This is a genomic window from Kocuria sp. CPCC 205231 (assembly GCF_040980965.1).
Lineage (GTDB): Bacteria > Actinomycetota > Actinomycetes > Actinomycetales > Micrococcaceae > Kocuria > Kocuria rosea.
On sequence record NZ_JAVKPP010000008.1, the window covers coordinates 178896 to 197212 of the forward strand.

Consider the following 18317-nt stretch of genomic DNA (forward strand, 5'->3'; position numbering starts at 1 on the left):
GACGGGCCCCCGGTCCCCGCCCGCCCCGGATCGGCGAATCCTACACCGTGTTAGAATGGAAGTTCTGAAAGGGGTATTTCCATATGGTTTTTGAGGTTGGCGAGACGGTTGTCTACCCGCACCACGGCGCGGCGACCATCGAGGAGATCAAGACCCGCACCGTCAAGGGCGAAGAGAAGATGTATCTCAAGCTCAAGGTGACCCAGGGGGATCTGGTGATCGAGGTACCCGCGGAGAACGTCGACCTGGTGGGCGTGCGCGACGTCGTCGACGAGGACGGGCTCAAGAAGGTCATCTCGGTCCTGCAGGCGAAGGACACCGAGGAGGCCAGCAACTGGTCCCGGCGCTACAAGGCCAACCTCGAGAAGCTCGCCTCCGGCGACGTGCTCAAGGTCGCCGAGGTCGTGCGCGACCTCTGGCGCCGCGACCGCGACCGCGGGCTCTCGGCGGGGGAGAAGCGGATGCTGACGAAGGCCCGCCAGATCCTCACCTCCGAGCTGGCGCTCGCCAAGAAGATCGACGAGGAAGAGGCCGAGAAGCGCCTCGACGACATCCTGGCGTCCTGACCGACCCGTGAGCGGGAATGCACCACGGTCCACCACGGCGAACCCGCCCTCCCCGGAGGGCGGGTTCGCCGTCGTCGTCGTGGCGGCGGGCTCCGGCACACGACTCGGGCACGGCATCCCCAAGGCCCTGGTGGCCCTCGACGGCCGCCCCCTCCTGGAGCACGCGCTGCGGGGCATCCGGTGCGCCGGGCTGACCGGGCCCGTGCTGGTGACCGTCCCGGCCGGGGACGTCGAGCTCTCCGCGACCGCCCGGGCGCACGGCGCGCGACCCGTGACCGGCGGCGCCTCCCGCGCGGAGTCCGTGCGCGAGGCGCTGACCGAGCTCGCGCGGTCCGAGCCCGCCTGCACCGCGGTGCTCGTCCACGACGCCGCCCGCTGCCTCACCCCGCCCGAGGTCTTCCGCACCGTCGTGGACCGGCTGCGCGCCGGGGAGCGCGCCGTGGTCCCCGTGCTGCCTGTGGCGGACACGATGCGCCGGGTGGACGACGCCGGACGGTCGCTCGGCACCGTGGACCGCACGGTGCTGCGCGCGGTCCAGACCCCGCAGGGCTTCGACCTCGCCCTGCTCCGGTCGGTGCACCGCGCCGCCGCGGAGGCCGGGACGGACCCCGGGTCCGTCACCGACGACGCCTCCCTCGTGGAGGCGCACGCCCCGGGGACCACCGTGCTGACGGTGCCCGGCCACGAGCACGCCTTCAAGATCACCCGCCCGCTCGACCTGGTACTGGCCGAGGCCGTCCTGCGCGGACGCGCACCGGGCACGGACGCGGCGGTGCCCGTCACCGCCGCTCCTACCCCCGGCCCTCACCCCGATCTGCTCGACCCCGAGGAGCCCTGACCCGTGATCCTGCCCCGCACCGGCATCGCCGTCGACGTCCACGCCTTCGGGCCCGAGGGCACCCCGCTGTGGGTCGCGGGCCTCGAGTGGCCGGGGGAGCGCGGTCTCGCCGGGCACTCGGACGGGGACGTCGTGGCCCACGCCGCCGCCGACGCCCTGTTCTCGGCCTCCGGCACGGGCGACCTGGGCGCCAACTTCGGCGTGGACCGCCCCGAGCTGGAGGGCGCGTCCGGGGTGCGGATCCTCACGGAGGCGGCCCGGATCGTGCGGGAGGCCGGCTTCGAGATCGGCAACGTGGCCGTGCAGCTGATCGGGAACCGGCCGCGGTTCGCGCCGCGGCGGGCCGAGGCCGAGGCCGCGCTCACCGCCGCGGCCGGTGCGCCCGTCACGGTCAGCGCCACGACCTCCGACCGGCTCGGGCTCACGGGCCGCGGCGAGGGCCTCGCGGCCGTGGCCACCGCGCTGGTCGTGCCCGCGGACGCGCGCCGGGCCTGACCGGGGCGCCACCGCCCGCCCTTATGATGGGCCGTGTGACTCTGCGCTTCTACGACACCGCCACCGCGACCGTGCGGGACTTCGCGCCCGCCCACCCCGGCGAGGCCCGTCTGTACTACTGCGGCGCCACGGTCCAGGGCATGCCGCACATCGGCCACGTCCGCTCGGCCCTGGTCTTCGACCAGCTCGCCCGGTGGCTCGCCCACCGCGGCTACCGGGTCACCACCGTGCGCAACGTCACCGACATCGACGACAAGATCCTCGCGAACTCGGCCGCGTCCTTCGCCCCCGACTACGCCGGCGACCACCCCCGCGAGCCGTGGTGGGCGCTGGCCTACCGGTTCGAGCAGGCGTTCAACGCCGCCTACGACGCCATCGGCGTCGGCCGGCCCACCTACGAGCCGCGCGCCACGGGCCACGTCCCCGAGATGCACGCCCTGATCCGCACCCTCGTCGACGCCGGGCACGCCTACCCGGCGCCGGACGGCTCCGGGGACGTCTACTTCGACGTCCGCTCCTGGGAGCGCTACGGCGAGCTCACCCACCAGTCGGTCGACGACATGCAGGACGCCCCCGACGCCGACCCCCGCGGCAAGCGGGACCCCCGCGACTTCGCCCTGTGGAAGGGGCACAAGGCGGGCGAGCCCGAGACCGCCCGCTGGGACTCGCCCTGGGGCGCCGGCCGGCCCGGCTGGCACCTCGAGTGCTCGGCCATGGCCGCGAAGTACCTCGGCGAGCACTTCGACATCCACGGCGGCGGACTGGACCTGCGCTTCCCCCACCACGAGAACGAGCTGGCCCAGTCGGCGGCGGCCGGGCAGCGGTTCGCGACGCTCTGGCTGCACAACGGGCTGGTCACCTACGCGGGCGAGAAGATGTCCAAGTCGATCGGCAACACCGTCTCCCCGGCGGAGATGCTCGCCGAGGCCCGGCCGCTGGCCGTGCGCTACTACCTCGGCCAGGCCCACTACCGCTCCGTGCTGGACTACCGGCCCACCTCCCTCGCCGAGGCCACGGCCGCGGTCGAACGGGTCGAGTCCTTCCTGCGCGCGGCCCGGGACGCCGGCGCCGACCTCGACGGGGCGGCCGGGGACGTGCCGCCCGCCTTCGGCGACGCCATGGACGACGACCTCAACGTGCCACAGGCCCTCGCCGTCCTGCACGAGACCGTCCGCGCCGGCAACTCCGCGCTCGCCGACGGCCTGGACGCCGCCGCGCCCGCCCGGGCGGTGCGCGCCATGACCGACGTCCTCGGCCTGACCGCGCTCATGGACCTCGGGGACGCCGCCGGGAACGCCGCCGAGCACGCGGCCCTCGACGCCCTCGTGCGCTCGCTGCTGGCCCAGCGCGACCAGGCCCGCGCCGCCAAGGACTGGGCCCGGGCCGACGCCCTCCGGGACGAGCTCGCCGCCGCCGGCGTCGCGGTGCGCGACGCCGCCGGCGGATCCACCTGGTCCGTGGCCTGACCGGGCCGCACCACACCGACCGAACAGAGGAACCCATGCCAACCCCCAAGCAACGTCCCGGCGCGATCCGCAAGAACAAGAAGGGCCCGCTGGTCGGCACCGGCGGCCACGGACGCAAGGCCCTCGAGGGCCGGGGCCCCACCCCCAAGGCCGAGGACCGCCCGTACCACAAGGCGCACAAGATGAAGAAGGCCGCCGACCGGCGGCAGGGCCAGGGCGGCCGCTCCCCGGCCCGCACCCGCGGCAAGGTCCAGGAGGACCTCGTCACCGGGCGGAACTCCGTGGTCGAGGCGCTGCGCGCGGACATCCCCGCCAAGGCCCTGTACGCGGCGAGCAAGATCGACGTCGACGACCGCGTGCGCGAGATCCTGCAGCTCTGCGCCGAACGCGGGATCACGATCCTCGAGGCCTCCAAGGGCGAGCTCGACCGGCTCACCAGCGACGCCGTGCACCAGGGCGTGGCCCTGCAGGTGCCGGCCTACGAGTACCAGGACGCCGTGGAGGCGGCCCGGAAGTTCATGACCCAGTGGGAGAAGCGGCACATCCGCCGCCCCCCGCTGATGGTCGCCCTCGACGGGATCACCGACCCCCGCAACCTCGGCGCCATCATCCGCAGCGTCTCCGCGTTCTCCGGCAACGCCGTGATCGTGCCCGAGCGCCGGTCCGTGGGCGTCACGGCCTCCGCCTGGAAGACCAGCGCCGGCGCCGCGGCCCGCGTGCCCGTCACCAAGGCGGCCAACCTCAACCGCACCCTCGAGGAGCTCAAGGCCATGGGCTACTTCGTGGTCGGCCTCGACGGCGGCGGCGACGTCGAGCTGCCCGGCCTCGAGCTGGCCACCGAGCCGCTCGTCATCGTGGTCGGCTCGGAGGGCAAGGGCCTGTCCCGGCTGGTCACCGAGAACTGCGACCAGGTCGTCTCCATCCCCATCGACTCCACGATGGAGTCGCTCAACGCCTCGATGGCCGTGGGCATCACCCTGTACGAGGTATCGCGACGCCGTGCTGGTTCCTGAGCCCCGGCGGCAGGACACCGGTCGGCCGTACGTCTCCCACCCCTACCCCCTCGGGGTCCACCCCTCTCCCGAGCGCGACGGCAGCGCGAACGTGGCGGTCTACGCCCCGGGGATCCCCGACCTGGACATCGTCTTCCGGCTGCCCGGCGGCCGCTGGCAGCGGCGGCGGCTCACCGGCCGCACCGGCGGCGTGCACCACGGGACGATCCCGCCGGCCGAGCAGCAGCGGCTCTCGGAGACGGGCTTCGACTACCTGCGGCACCGGGACGAGGCCCCGGCCCTGCCCGCCGGCACGGAGTACGGGTTCGTGCCCGCCGACTCGCCGGTCGCCTCCCGCCACCGCTCCCCGGACCCGGCCGCCCAGCAGATCCTGCTCGACCCCTACGGCAAGGGGCTGCGCCGCGTCGCCCCGCCGCCCGGCGTCGTCGATCCCGGCCCCGACGCCTACGGGGGCCGCTACGTCTCCGTGGTCGTCCAGCAGGACTTCGACTGGGACGAGGACCGCCGCCCGGCCACCCCGTGGCGGGACACCGTCGTCTACGAGGCGCACGTCAAGGGCCTGACCGCCCTGCACCCGGACGTCCCGGAGGAGCTGCGGGGCACGTACGCCGGGCTCGCGCACCCCGCGATGACCGGGTACCTCACGTCCCTGGGCGTCACGGCCGTCGAGCTCCTGCCGGTGCACGCCCACCTGGACGAGCCGCACCTCACGTCCCTCGGGCTGAGCAACTACTGGGGCTACAACACCCTGGGCTTCTTCGCCCCGCACGCCGGCTACGCGACCGAGGCCGCCCGCGCCCGGGGACCGCAGGGCGTGCTGGACGAGTTCAAGGCGATGGTCCGGGAGCTGCACCGCGCGGGGCTCGAGGTCTACCTCGACGTCGTCTACAACCACACGGCGGAGGCCGGCCAGGAGGAGCCCGCCTACTGCTGGCGGGGACTCGGCGACGAGGCCTACTACCGCCACGGCGAGGACGGCCGCTACGTGGACGTCACGGGGTGCGGCAACTCCGTGAACTTCGGCAACCCGCGGGTGGTGCAGATGGCGCTGGACTCCCTGCGCTACTGGGTGGAGCGCTGCCACGTGGACGGCTTCCGCTTCGACCTCGCCCCCGAGCTGGCCCGGGACGAGCGCCACCGCTTCACCCGCAACCACCCCTTCCTCGTGGCCGTCGGCGCGGACCCCGCCCTGTTCGGGACGAAGCTCATCGCCGAGCCCTGGGACGTGGGCATGGGCGGCTGGCAGACCGGTCACTTCCCCGAGGGGTGGGCCGACTGGAACGACCGCTTCCGGGACACCGTCCGCGACTTCTGGCTCACCGGCCCGCGCAGCATGAGCCTGGGCGGGGACGGGGGCAACGCCGCCCGGCTCGCCGGGGCGCTCGCCGGCTCCTCGGACATGTTCGCCGCGTCCGGGCGCAGCGCCCTGGCGTCCGTGAACTTCGTGACCGCCCACGACGGCTTCACCCTGGCGGACCTCGTCTCCTACGACAACAAGCACAACCAGGACAACCTGGAGAAGAACCGGGACGGGACCAACGACAACCACTCGTGGAACCACGGGGTGGAGGGCCCGGCGCGCGACGTGCGGATCCGGGCCGACCGGGCCCAGACCATGCGCAACGTCATGGCCACCCTGCTCTTCTCCCAGGGCGTGCCCATGATCACGGCCGGGGACGAGTTCGGCCGCACCCAGCGCGGCAACAACAACGCCTACTGCCAGGACAACGAGCTGTCCTGGGTGGACTGGCGGCTCACGCCGGCGGACCGCGCCATGCTCGCGGCCACCCGATCCCTGATCGGCGTGCGCGGGGAGTTCCTGGCCGGACAGCCGTCCCACTTCCCGACCCGCCCCGACGAGGTGATGATGCACTGGTTCGGCCCCGACGGGTCGGCCATGACCGCCACCGGCTGGCAGACCCCCGGGGCCCGGACCATCCAGGTGCTGATCGGCTCCCGCGGCGGCCGGGTGGCGGGGCTCATGGTGATCAACGGCGCGAGCGCCGACATGGCGATCACCTTCCCGAACCTCGCGGAGCTCCTGCGGCCGGACGAGCAGGGGCACCCCCTCGCGAAGGCCGACGGCGTCTACTCCCTGGTGCACAGCACGGCCTCCGTGCTGCACGGACGCTACGGGACGCGCTACCGGGCGGGCCAGGCGCAGGGCGTGCCCGCCGGCTCGGTGACGCTCTTCCGGGTGCTCTGAGCACCCGGGTGCGCTGAGGGGCCCGGTGCGCTGAGCTTTCCGGTGCGCCGAGCTTTCCGGTGCGCCGAGCTGCGGCGGCCCGCGCGCAGGAGGGGCCGCACCCGTGGATCACGGGTGCGGCCCCTCCTGCGCGCCGCGCGGCGGCGGCTCAGGCGTTGGTCACCAGTCCCAGCTCGGCCTTGTCTGCGAGCTCGGGGTGGGCGGGCAGCACCCGGACGGTGTAGCCGAACGGGCCCGAGCGGTCCACGGTGATCGTGCCGCAGAACTTGTGCCGCCCCCCGCCGAGGTCGCCGACGGGGCTCAGCCCCGCGTACTTGCGCTCGTGGATGTGGTCCGTCTCCGAGACCCGGCCGTACCCGATCTCCGCGCACACGTCCTCCGGGCTCAGCGAGCCGAGGGACACGTAGGCGCACACCGTGAGCTCGTCCCCGATCTGCGGCTCCTGGGCCACGCCCTCGGCGTCCACGTGCTCGACCGCCACCTGGCCCCACGCCTGGCGCACGCGCCCGACCCACCGGGACTTCGCCCGGGCGGCCGCGTGGCCGTCCAGCGCCGTCCGGCGGCCCGAGACGGCGGCCGGCACGTAGAGGTGCTGCACGTAGTCCTCGAGCATGCGCTTGGCGGAGACCTGCGGGCCCAGCGTCGCGAGGGTGTGCTTGACCATGGCCAGCCACTGGTGGGGCACGCCGTCGGTGTTCGGGTCCGAGCCCTCCGCCGTCTCGCCGTAGAACCGCGGGGCCACGTGGTTCTCGATGAGCTCGTAGAGGGCGGCGGCCTCGATGTCGTCGCGCTCGTCCGGGTGCGCGCCCTCGTCGGCGGTCGGGATGGCCCAGCCGTTCTGGCCGTCGTACATCTCGTCCCACCAGCCGTCGAGCACCGAGAGGTTCAGCCCGCCGTTGAGGGCGGCCTTCATCCCGGACGTGCCGCACGCCTCGAGCGGGCGCAGCGGGTTGTTCAGCCACACGTCGCAGCCCGGGAAGAGGGTCTGGGCCATCGCGATGTCGTAGTTGGGGAGGAACACGATCCGGTGGCGCACCTCCGGGTCGTCCGTGAAGCGAACGAGGTCCTGGATCAGGCGCTTGCCCTGCTCGTCGGCAGGGTGGGACTTCCCGGCGACCACGAGCTGGACGGGGTGCTCCGGGTCCAGCAGGATCCGCTTGAGCCGCTGCGGGTCCCGCAGCATGAGCGTGAGCCGCTTGTAGGTGGGCACCCGGCGAGCGAAGCCGATCGTGAGCACGCCCGGGTCGAGGACCGAGTCGGTCCAGCCCAGCTCGGCGTCCGCGAGACCGCGCTTCTTCCACGACGCCCGCAGCCGGGCCCGGACGTCCTCCACCAGGCGGGTGCGCAGCTCCCGGCGGACGGCCCACAGCTCGGCGTCGTCGGCGCCGTAGATCCGGCGCCACCGCGCGGCCCGGTTCAGGTCCGAGCCCATCGGGTCGAGGGCCAGCTCCGCCATGCGGGGGTCGATCCAGGTCATGACGTGCACGCCGTTGGTGATCGAGCCGATCGGCACCTCGTCGACGTCGAAGCCCGGCCACAGCCCCTGGAACATGCCCCGGGAGACCACGCCGTGCAGCTTGGCCACCCCGTTGGCCCGCTGCGCCAGGCGCAGGCCCATGACCGCCATGTTGAACTTGGCGGGGTCGCCGCCGTCGTAGTCCTCGGCGCCCAGGGACAGGACCTTGGCCGTGGGCACGGACGGGGCGAGACCCGCGTTGAGGAAGTGCTCGATCTGCGCCTGCTCGAACCGGTCGATGCCCGCGGGCACCGGGGTGTGGGTCGTGAACACGGTGGCCGAGCGCACCGCGGTCAGGGCCTCGTCCCACGTCATCGGCTCGGTCCCGTCCGCCGGGTCCATGAGCTCCGCGATCCGTTCGACGCCCAGGAACCCGGCGTGGCCCTCGTTGCAGTGGAAGACCTCCGGGGCGGGCGCCCCGGTCAGCCGGGAGAAGGCCCGCAGCGCCCGGATCCCGCCCATCCCGAGGAGCAGCTCCTGCTGGAGCCGGTGGTCGCCGCCGCCGCCGTAGAGGCGGTCCGTGACGTTGCGGGCGTGGTCGTCGTTGTCCGGGATGTCGGAGTCGAGCAGCAGCAGGGGGACGCGGCCGACGTCGGCCCGCCAGATGTGGGCGGACAGGGAGCGGCCGTTGGGCAGGGGCAGGGTGATCCGGACCGGGTTCCCGTCCTCCTCCCGCAGCAGCGTCAGGGGCATGCCGTCCGGGTCGAGCACGGGGTAGGACTCCTGCTGCCACGCGTCGCGGGACAGGGACTGCTTGAAGTAGCCGTGCTGGTAGAACAGGCCGACGCCCACCACCGGCACGCCGAGGTCCGAGGCGCTCTTGAGGTGGTCGCCGGCGAGGATCCCCAGCCCGCCCGAGTACTGGGGGAGCACGGAGGTGACACCGTACTCGGCGGAGAAGTAGGCGATGGACCGCGGGGCGTCCTCCGCCTGCGTCTTCTGGTACCACAGGTCGTCGGTGAGGTAGCGCTCGAGATCGGCGTCCAGCTCCTCGATCCGGCGCACCGTGGCCGGGTCCTGGGCGATCTGCTGGATCTCCTCCCGGGTGAGGGAGCCGAGGAGCTTGACGGGGTCCCCGTGGACCGCGTCCCAGGCCTGCGGGTTCAGCTCGGCGAACAGCTGTTCGGTGGGCCGGTGCCAGGACCAGCGGAGGTTCCTCGCGAGTCGGCTCAGAGGGGCGATGGACTCCGGCAGCACGGTGCGCACGGTGAATCTACGGATTGCCTTCACGCCGTCAGACTACCGGTGCGGCGGCGCCGGACGGCGGTGCCGCCGCCCATCCGTCCCCCGGCGCGCCGCACCGCCCGACCGGGGCCGTGACACTGGGACGGCGACACCGTCCCACGGTTCGACAGCGGGCTTAACGATCGCCGGGTTTGTCGCTAACGTGGTCCAGGTGAGCCAAGCCAACACGCCGCCCCCGTCCGACCCGGCCTCGAGCCCGGCCGGCGCGCCCGCCCCCGACCCCTCGACGACGACGCCCGCCCTTCCCGGTGCCGGGACCGGTGCCGCCGCGGCGCCGGCCGAGCAGCCCGCGAAGAAGGCACCGGCGCGGCGCAGAGCGTCCACCGCCCGGAAGGCCCCGGAGCCCGAGGTCACGGCGCCCGTGGCCGACGAGCCCGGCATCGCCGTCGTCCCCGCGGCGGAGCCCAAGCCGCGTGCCAAGCGGACGTCCACGGCCAGGACGGCCGCGGCGAAGTCAGCCGCAGGGACGCCTGCGGCCAAGGCCGCCGGCACGAGGACGGCCACCGCCAAGAAGGCCACCACGCCGCGGAAGTCGACGACCACGCGCCGGAAGGCCGCCGGCTCGGCGTTCTCCCGCGAGGACCTGGTCTACGGCCGGATCCCGGTCGTCGGCGTGAGCCCCGTGGTCGAGGACGGCCGCTTCCCGGCGAAGGCCGTGCCGGGCGAGTCGATCCGCGTGGGCGCCACCGTGTTCCGTGAGGGCCACGACGCCCTGGGCGTGACCGCGGTGCTCTACGACCCGCAGGGCGCGGAGGCCGAGCGCGTGCCGATGCGCCTCACCACTCCCGGCACCGACCGCTACGAGGCGTGGCTGACGCCGTCGTCCGAGGGCGCCTGGACCTTCGCCGTGGAGGGCTGGGGCGACCTGTTCGAGACGTGGCGCCACGCCGCGGAGATCAAGGTGGGGGTCGGCCAGGACGTCGACCTCATGATGGCCGAGGGTGTCGTGCTCTTCGACCGCGCCGCCGCGGAGCCGGGCCGCCCGGACTCCGACGCCGAGCTGTTCCGCGCGGTCTCCCGCACGCTCGGCAACGGGGAGCTGCCCGCCGAGCACCGGCTCGAGGCCGGCACCTCCGCCGAGGTCCTGGCCGTGGTCGCCGAGCGGCCGCTGCGGGACCTCGTGACCGAGAGCCGCCGCTACCCGCTGAAGGTCGAGCGCGCCGCCGCCGGCCGCGGGTCCTGGTACGAGTTCTTCCCCCGCTCCGAGGGCGCCGTCTTCGACGCCGAGTCCGGCACGTGGGCCTCCGGCACCTTCCGGACCGCCGCCGAGAGCCTCGACCGTGTCGCGGCCATGGGCTTCGACGTCATCTACCTGCCCCCGATCCACCCGATCGGCACGGCGCACCGCAAGGGCCCGAACAACACCCTGGTGGCCGGTCCGCAGGACCCGGGGTCCCCGTGGGCCATCGGCGCCCCCGAAGGCGGGCACGACGCGATCCACCCGGACCTCGGCTCGTTCGAGGACTTCGACGGCTTCGTGGCCCGCGCCGGGGACCTGGGCCTCGAGGTGGCCCTGGACCTCGCTCTGCAGGCCTCCCCGGACCACCCGTGGGTCACCGCGCACCCGGAGTGGTTCACGACCCGCGCCGACGGCTCCATCGCGTACGCGGAGAACCCGCCGAAGAAGTACCAGGACATCTACCCGATCAACTTCGACAACGACCCCGAGGGCCTGTCCCTCGAGGTGCTGCGGATCGTGGAGCTGTGGATCTCCCACGGGGTGAAGATCTTCCGGGTCGACAACCCGCACACCAAGCCCCTGTGGTTCTGGGAGTGGCTGATCGGCACCGTCAACGCCAAGCACCCCGACGTCGTGTTCCTGGCCGAGGCGTTCACCCGCCCGGCCATGATGCAGGGCCTCGCCCGGGTCGGCTTCCAGCAGTCCTACTCGTACTTCACCTGGCGCAACACCAAGAAGGAGATCGAGGAGTACCTCGAGGAGATCAGCCACGAGACCTCGGCGGTGTACCGGCCGAACTTCTTCGTCAACACCCCCGACATCCTCACCGAGTACCTGCAGTTCGGCGGGCCCGCGGCCTTCAAGATCCGTGCCGTCCTGGCCGCCACCGGCTCGCCCCTCTGGGGCGTCTACGCCGGCTACGAGCTCTACGAGCACGTGGCCCGGGCCGGCGCCGAGGAGTACGTCGACAACGAGAAGTACGAGTACCGGCCCCGTGACTTCGCCGGCGCCGAGGAGCGCGGCGAGTCCCTCGCCCCGTACCTCACGCGGCTCAACGAGATCCGGCGCCGGCACGCCGCGTTCGGCGACCTGCAGAACCTGACGGTGCAGTCCACGTCCGACGACGCTCTGGTCGCCTACTCGAAGACGAAGACCGTCCGGCACGGGGGCTCGAGCTACAAGGACACGGTGATCGTGGTCGTGAACGTGGACCCGCACGCGACCCGGGAGGGCACCGTGTGGCTGGACCTGGAGACCCTGGACCTGGACGACGCGGACTTCAACGAGGACGGCAGCTTCTGGGTGGACGACCTGCTCAGCGGGAACTCCTGGAAGTGGGGCACGCACAACTACGTGCGCCTGGACCCGCACTACGACCCCGCGCACGTCCTGCACGTCCGCCGCAACGTCAAGTAGGGGCTCGACCGCACCCCGTCGGGGCCCTCCCGGGCGACGTCCCCGGGAGGGCCCCCTCCGCAAGCTCCGATGGCCTCCGACCCACCTGTCCGAAAGGCGGCACCCCCGCATGAGCATCTCGCCGTACTCGCTCAACGCCCCCGGCATCTCCCACGACCCCGACTGGTTCCGCAAAGCGGTGTTCTACGAGGTGCTCGTCCGGGCGTTCTCCGACGCCAACGGTGACGGCTCCGGCGACTTCTCCGGCCTGATCGACAAGCTCGACTACCTGCAGTGGCTCGGCATCGACTGCCTCTGGCTGCCGCCGTTCTTCGAGTCCCCGCTGCGCGACGGCGGCTACGACATCTCGGACTACTACTCGGTGCTCGACGAGTTCGGCACGATCAGCGACTTCAAGCGCCTCGTGGCCGAGGCGCACGCCCGCGGCCTGCGGGTGATCATCGACCTCCCGCTCAACCACACGAGCGACCAGCACCCGTGGTTCCAGGCCTCCCGCGAGGACCCCGAGGGGCCCTACGGCGACTTCTACGTCTGGTCGGACACGGACGAGCTGTACCAGGACGCCCGGATCATCTTCGTGGACACCGAGGAGTCGAACTGGACGTTCGACCCGATCCGCCGGCAGTTCTTCTGGCACCGTTTCTTCTCCCACCAGCCGGACCTCAACTTCGAGAACCCCGCCGTGGTGGAGGCCGTCCACGACGTGGTGAAGTTCTGGCTCGACATGGGCATCGACGGCTTCCGGGCCGACGCGATCCCGTACCTGATCGAGGAGGAGGGGACCAACTGCGAGAACCTCCCCGGCACCCACGACTTCCTGGTCGAGCTGCGGCGCATGATCGACGACCAGTACCCGGGGCGCGTGGTGATCGCCGAGGCGAACCAGATGCCGCACGAGGTGGTGGAGTACTTCGGGAGCGAGCAGGACCCCGAGTGCCACATGTGCTTCCACTTCCCGATCATGCCGCGGATCTTCTACGCGCTGCGGGACCAGAAGGCCGCCCCGATCGTGGAGACCATGCGGGAGACGCCGGACATCCCGCGCGGCACCCAGTGGGGCACGTTCCTGCGCAACCACGACGAGCTGACCCTCGAGATGGTGACCACCGAGGAGCGCCAGGCGATGCTCGGCTGGTACGCCCCCGACTCGCGCATGCGCGCCAACGTGGGCATCCGCCGCCGCCTGGCCCCCCTGCTGGACAACTCGCGGGCCGAGATCGAGCTGATCCACGCCCTGCTCCTGTCCCTGCCGGGCAGCCCGTTCCTGTACTACGGGGACGAGATCGGGATGGGCGACAACATCTGGCTCGACGACCGCGACGCGTCCCGCACCCCCATGCAGTGGACCCCGGACCGCAACGCCGGGTTCTCCAAGGCGGACCCGGGCAAGCTGTACCTGCCCGTGGTGCAGTCGCTGGTCTACCACTACAACCAGGTCAACGTGGAGGCGCAGCTGGCGTCGTCGTCGTCCCTGCTGCACTGGATGCGCCAGATGCTCGCGGTGCGCAAGGCGCACCCGGCGTTCGGCCTCGGCTCGTACGTCGGCGTGGAGACGGACCACGACTCCGTGCTCGCGTTCCTGCGCGTGCTCCCCGACGAGGAGGCCGACGACGGGCGCGGCGAGACCGTGCTGTGCCTGTTCAACCTCGCGCACACCCCGGCGTGCGCCCGGATCCGGCTGCCCCAGTTCGCGGGCCGCGGGCTGCGCGAGCTCTTCGGCGGCGACCTGTTCGGCGAGGTGGACGAGGCCGGGGAGTACCGCATCACCCTCGGCAGCCAGGACTTCTTCTGGCTGCGCCTCCGGGCCGCTCCCCGCGACGACGGCACGTCCCCCCAGACCACGGCCATGCCGATCATCACCGCCACCAAGTCCTGAGCGCGTCCGTGCGTCCGGCCACCTCCTCGCCCGTCCCGGAAGGACCCGATCCCATGACCGACCAGCACCCCCACGAGCTCCTCGACCTCCTGCGCCGGTGGCTGCCGCGGCAGCGGTGGTTCCCCTTCGCGGACGGCGGTGCGGGCACGGAGCTGCGGGTCGTCGCCCAGCTGGCCCTCCCGGACCAGGAAGGCGCCGGCGCCCGGCTCCTGCTGGTCGAGGCCTCCGAGGGGGCGCGCACCGAGCTGCTCCAGGTGCCGCTGAGCTTCCGCGCCGCGCCCCTGGAGGGCGCCGAGCGCTTCCTCGTCGGCGAGCTGGCGCCCGCCGCGGCCGAGGACGCCGGGACGGGCGTCCCGGCGGAGGAGACCGCCACCCCGCGCCGGGCCGCGCGCTTCCTCCGGGACCGGGCCGCCCGCGCCGGCCGTGCCGTGGCCCACCGCACCGGGCTGCCGCTGCCCGGTGCGGAGGACGCCGTGGCCGGCCCCTGGGTCTACGACGGGGTCGGCGACCCGGCGTTCGTCGGGCCGGTCCTGGGGCTCATGCAGCGCGCGGAGCAGCTCAGCTCGGGCCCGCTGGGGCTGACCGTGACGGGCGCGCACGCCGACGTGCTGCGCGTCCCCTACGCGGTCGAGACGCCCGCGCAGGTCCGCGTGATCTCGAGCGAGCAGTCGAACTCCTCGGTGATCCTCACCCCGCCCGCGGGCCGGGCGGACGCCGACGCCGTGATCGTGAAGTTCTTCCGCGTGCTGGGGGAGGGCGACAACCCGGACGTGGAGGTGGGTCGCGAGCTCACCGCGCTCGGCTGCCCCGCGGTGCCGAGCACCTTCGGGTGGCTCGACGCCCGTTGGCGCACCGGGCTGAGCACCGTGCAGGGCCAGCTGGCCGTGGCCACCGAGTTCCTCGCCGGCTCCGCCGACGCGTGGGGCCGGGCCGTCGAGGCCGCGGAGCAGGGCACGGACTTCACCGAGGAGGCCCGCGAACTGGGCCGCACCACCGCGCGCGTGCACCGCGACCTGGGCCGCGCGTTCGGCGCGGACGTCCCCGACGACGCCGCCCGCGCCCGCCTCCTGAACGACCTCGGCGGACGCCTGCGCTGGGCCCGCACGGAGACCGGCTCCCTGTTCTCGGAGCACTCGGCCGCCCTCGACCAGCTGATCACCTCCCTCGGTGACGTGCCGGAGCTGCCCCCGCTGCAGCGCATCCACGGCGACTACCACCTGGGCCAGGTCCTGCAGACCGAGGACGGGCAGTTCAAGGTGCTCGACTTCGAGGGGGAGCCCCTGCGCGCCATCGAGGAGCGCACCCGGCCGGACGTCGCCCTGCGCGACGTGGTCGGCATGCTGCGCTCCTTAGACTACGCCGCCGCCTTCGGCGCCCGTGCCGGCGCGGCGGACGCCGAGGCGTGGGGCCGGCGCGCCGGCGACGCGTTCCTGGCGGGCTACGAGCAGGGCGCCGGGCACCCGGTGGACCGCGGTTCCCCGCTGTTCCAGGCGCTGTGGCTGGACAAGGCCCTGTACGAGGTCGTCTACGAGCAGCGCAACCGCCCCGACTGGGTGGACGTCCCGGCAGCGGCGGTTCGCCGTTCACTGGAGAGCCTCCGGTCGCGTAGCGTGAACCCTGATACCGCCGGTGCGGACCCCGCCCCCGGCACCGACCACGACGACGACAGCTCCCGCTCCGCGCGGCTCATCCCTGCGGCAGCGGGAACGGAAATCGAGGACGCAGTGAGCGCCAGCACTCCGCAGGACCGATCCGACCCCGTCCAGAAGTCCCGCGCCGTCCCGGCCGGCCACGACGTGGCCCCTGCGGGACCGGTGCACGTGGCCGAGCACGTGCTGGCCGCCGTGTCCGAGGGCCGCCACCACGACCCGCACAGCGTCCTGGGCGCGCACCTGAACCCGGACGGCAGCGTCACCGTGCGCACGCTGCGCCGGTTCGCGACCGCGGTCGCGGTCGTGACGCAGGACGGCACCTTCGAGCTCGAGCACGAGTGGGGCGGCATCTTCACGGGCGTGGTCCCCGCGCACGAGCCGGGCCGGATCCCCGACTACCGCGTGGACGTGACCTACCGGGACCTGGAGCCGCAGCGGCTGGACGACCCGTACCGCTTCGGGCCGACCCTCGGCGAGCTGGACCTCCACCTCATCGGCGAGGGCCGCCACGAGACGCTGTGGACCGTTCTCGGCGCGCACGTGCGCCGCTACCCCTCCGCGATGGGCGACATCACCGGCGTGGCCTTCGCCGTGTGGGCGCCCAACGCCCAGGCGGTGCGGGTCATCGGCGACTTCAACGGCTGGGACGGCAGCGAGCACGCCATGCGCTCCCTCGGCTCCTCGGGCGTGTGGGAGATCTTCGTCCCGGGCCTGGGCTCCGGCGCCACCTACAAGTTCCGCATCCTCGGCCGGGACGGCGGCTGGCGCGAGAAGGCGGACCCCATGGCCTTCGGCACCGAGGTGCCGCCGTCCACCGCGTCCCGCGTCTTCGAGTCCGACTACGAGTTCCAGGACGACGCCTGGATGGCGCGCCGGGCGGCGACCGATCCGCACAACGCGCCAATGAGCGTCTACGAGCTGCACATCGGCTCGTGGCGCAAGGGCCTCGGCTACAAGGACCTCGCGAAGGAGCTCGTCGAGTACCTCACCTGGCAGGGCTTCACCCACGTGGAGTTCATGCCCGTGGCCGAGCACCCGTTCGGCGGGTCCTGGGGCTACCAGGTGACGTCCTACTACGCGCCGTCCTCCCGCTTCGGCAGCCCGGACGAGTTCCGCTACCTCGTGGACAAGCTGCACCAGGCCGGCATCGGCGTGATCGTGGACTGGGTCCCGGGCCACTTCCCGAAGGACGAGTGGGCACTGGCCCGCTTCGACGGCGAGCCCCTGTACGAGCACGCCGACCCCCGCCGCGGCGAGCACAAGGACTGGGGGACGCTGATCCCCGACTACGGCCGCAACGAGGTCCGGAACTTCCTGGTGGCCAACGCCTCCTACTGGCTCGAGGAGTTCCACGTGGACGGCCTGCGCGTGGACGCGGTCGCATCCATGCTCTACCTGGACTACTCGCGCAACGAGGGGGAGTGGGAGCCCAACGTCTTCGGCGGCCGCGAGAACCTCGAGGCGATCGCGTTCCTCAAGGAGGCCAACGCCACCGCGTACAAGCGCACCCCGGGGATCGTCATGATCGCCGAGGAGTCGACGTCCTACCCGGGCGTGACCCGGCCGACCGACGCCGACGGGCTGGGCTTCGGGCTCAAGTGGAACATGGGGTGGATGAACGACACCCTCGAGTACATGGCGGAGGACCCGGTCAACCGGTACTACCACCACAACAAGCTCACGTTCTCGCTGGTCTACGCGTTCTCGGAGAACTTCCTGCTCCCGATCTCCCACGACGAGGTCGTCTACGGCAAGGGCTCCCTCCTGCGCAAGATGCCGGGCGACCGGTGGCAGCAGCTCGCCAACGTCCGCGCCTACCTGGCGTTCATGTGGGCCCACCCCGGCAAGCAGCTGATCTTCATGGGCACGGAGTACGCCCAGGAGTCCGAGTGGTCCCAGGAGCACGGCCTCGACTGGTGGCTCTCGGAGACCCCGCCGCACAAGGGCGTCCAGGAGCTGGTCCGCACCCTCAACGGGATCTACCGGGAGACCCCCGCGCTGTACGAGCGGGACAACAACCCCGCGGGGTTCGAGTGGATCGACGCGGCCGACGCCGGGCGCAACACGCTGTCCTTCACACGCTGGGACGAGCAGGGCAACCCGCTCGTGTGCGTGGCCAACTTCGCCGGCAACCCGCACGAGAACTTCCGGCTGGGCCTCCCGTGGGCGGGGGAGTGGGTCGAGGCGCTCAACACGGACTCCGAGCTCTTCGGCGGTTCGGGCGTGGGCAACCTCGGCAAGGTCACCGCCACCGAGGGCGCCCACAACGGCAACCCCGCCTCGGTCGAGCTGACCGTCCCGCCGCTCGCCGTCCTGTACCTCAAGCCGGCCGAGCACTGAGCCGGCCCCGGCCGTTCCCGCGGGAGCCGGCCGGAGTCACGGGAAGGGCCCGGATCCTCGGATCCGGGCCCTTCCGCCGTCCCGGGAGCGGGACGGAGGGCGCCCGGAGAAACCGCCGGCGGGCGGCGGCGGCGGGTCCGGGAGGCCGGTTTGCACGGGCCGCGGAAACCGAGTAACTTCATCCAAGTCGTCGCGGCGAGGAACTCCTCCGGGAGATCCACGGGGCGGCATCCCCCACCGAACGGTCCCGACCGAGCAGCCAGCGAGTTGCACGGGAGCGGAAGAGTGTTAGGATGGGAGATTGTGAGCTTCGCCGGAAGGCGGCGCCGTCACGATCAGGTAACCAAGAGTTCACCTGAGATTGACCGGGGTCGACCGGAAGGGCTAAGGTTGCAGAGCACTCCGGCAGCAAGGTGTCAAGCGAGACACGGCTGATCGGTCTGTTGTTTGAGAACTCAATAGTGTGCCATGTTTGTTGATACCGGATGTTTTATTCGGTTGATTGGTT

Annotated in this window: 10 protein-coding genes; 9 read left to right on the plus strand and 1 reads right to left on the minus strand. The window is 72.6% G+C overall.

The annotated features are described in order from the left end of the window. Positions 1 to 83 precede the first annotated feature (83 nt). Genes RF640_RS10740 through glgX form a run of 6 tightly spaced genes read left to right on the plus strand, consistent with a single transcriptional unit; the run spans position 84 to position 6584 of the window. Positions 84 to 566, plus strand: a complete 483-nt coding sequence (locus RF640_RS10740; protein WP_017831963.1) for a CarD family transcriptional regulator — start codon at positions 84 to 86, stop codon at positions 564 to 566. A gap of 7 nt (positions 567 to 573) precedes the next feature. Then, positions 574 to 1404, plus strand: coding sequence for a 2-C-methyl-D-erythritol 4-phosphate cytidylyltransferase (ispD, locus tag RF640_RS10745; protein WP_035926165.1), 831 nt, complete (start codon positions 574 to 576; stop codon positions 1402 to 1404). A 3-nt stretch (positions 1405 to 1407) separates the two neighbouring features. Then, on the plus strand, positions 1408 to 1899 hold the full coding sequence (gene ispF, locus RF640_RS10750; protein WP_368827798.1) for a 2-C-methyl-D-erythritol 2,4-cyclodiphosphate synthase: 492 nt from the start codon (positions 1408 to 1410) through the stop codon (positions 1897 to 1899). 35 nt (positions 1900 to 1934) lie between these two features. After that, positions 1935 to 3365: a cysteine--tRNA ligase gene (gene cysS, locus RF640_RS10755; RefSeq protein ID WP_017831960.1), complete on the plus strand. Its 1431-nt coding sequence runs from the start codon at positions 1935 to 1937 to the stop codon at positions 3363 to 3365. A gap of 35 nt (positions 3366 to 3400) precedes the next feature. Then, a complete protein-coding gene (gene rlmB / locus RF640_RS10760; protein WP_095650907.1) occupies positions 3401 to 4378 on the plus strand; it encodes a 23S rRNA (guanosine(2251)-2'-O)-methyltransferase RlmB in 978 nt (325 codons plus the stop codon). Beyond that, a complete protein-coding gene (gene glgX / locus RF640_RS10765) occupies positions 4365 to 6584 on the plus strand; it encodes a glycogen debranching protein GlgX (RefSeq protein WP_368827800.1) in 2220 nt (739 codons plus the stop codon). Before rlmB ends, glgX begins: the two co-directional genes overlap by 14 nt. Before the next feature lie 148 nt (positions 6585 to 6732). Here the strand turns inward: glgX and glgP are convergent, their stop codons facing one another. Next, entirely contained in the window at positions 6733 to 9330 is a 2598-nt protein-coding gene (glgP, locus tag RF640_RS10770; RefSeq protein ID WP_368827802.1) for an alpha-glucan family phosphorylase, read from the minus strand. 598 nt (positions 9331 to 9928) lie between these two features. Between glgP and RF640_RS10775 the strand changes: the two genes are divergently transcribed. The 3 genes from RF640_RS10775 (at position 9929) to glgB (ending at position 17809) form a co-directional block, all read left to right on the plus strand. After that, positions 9929 to 11941 carry an alpha-1,4-glucan--maltose-1-phosphate maltosyltransferase gene (locus tag RF640_RS10775; RefSeq protein WP_136341817.1) on the plus strand — a complete coding sequence of 671 codons (2013 nt, stop codon included), beginning with the start codon at positions 9929 to 9931 and terminating at the stop codon, positions 11939 to 11941. A gap of 109 nt (positions 11942 to 12050) precedes the next feature. After that, positions 12051 to 13817, plus strand: a complete 1767-nt coding sequence (treS, locus tag RF640_RS10780) for a maltose alpha-D-glucosyltransferase (protein WP_017831955.1) — start codon at positions 12051 to 12053, stop codon at positions 13815 to 13817. Between the two features lie 53 nt (positions 13818 to 13870). After that, positions 13871 to 17809 (plus strand): 1,4-alpha-glucan branching protein GlgB, encoded by a 3939-nt coding sequence (glgB, locus tag RF640_RS10785; protein ID WP_035926180.1) that lies wholly within the window; start codon positions 13871 to 13873, stop codon positions 17807 to 17809. Positions 17810 to 18317: the final 508 nt, after the last annotated feature.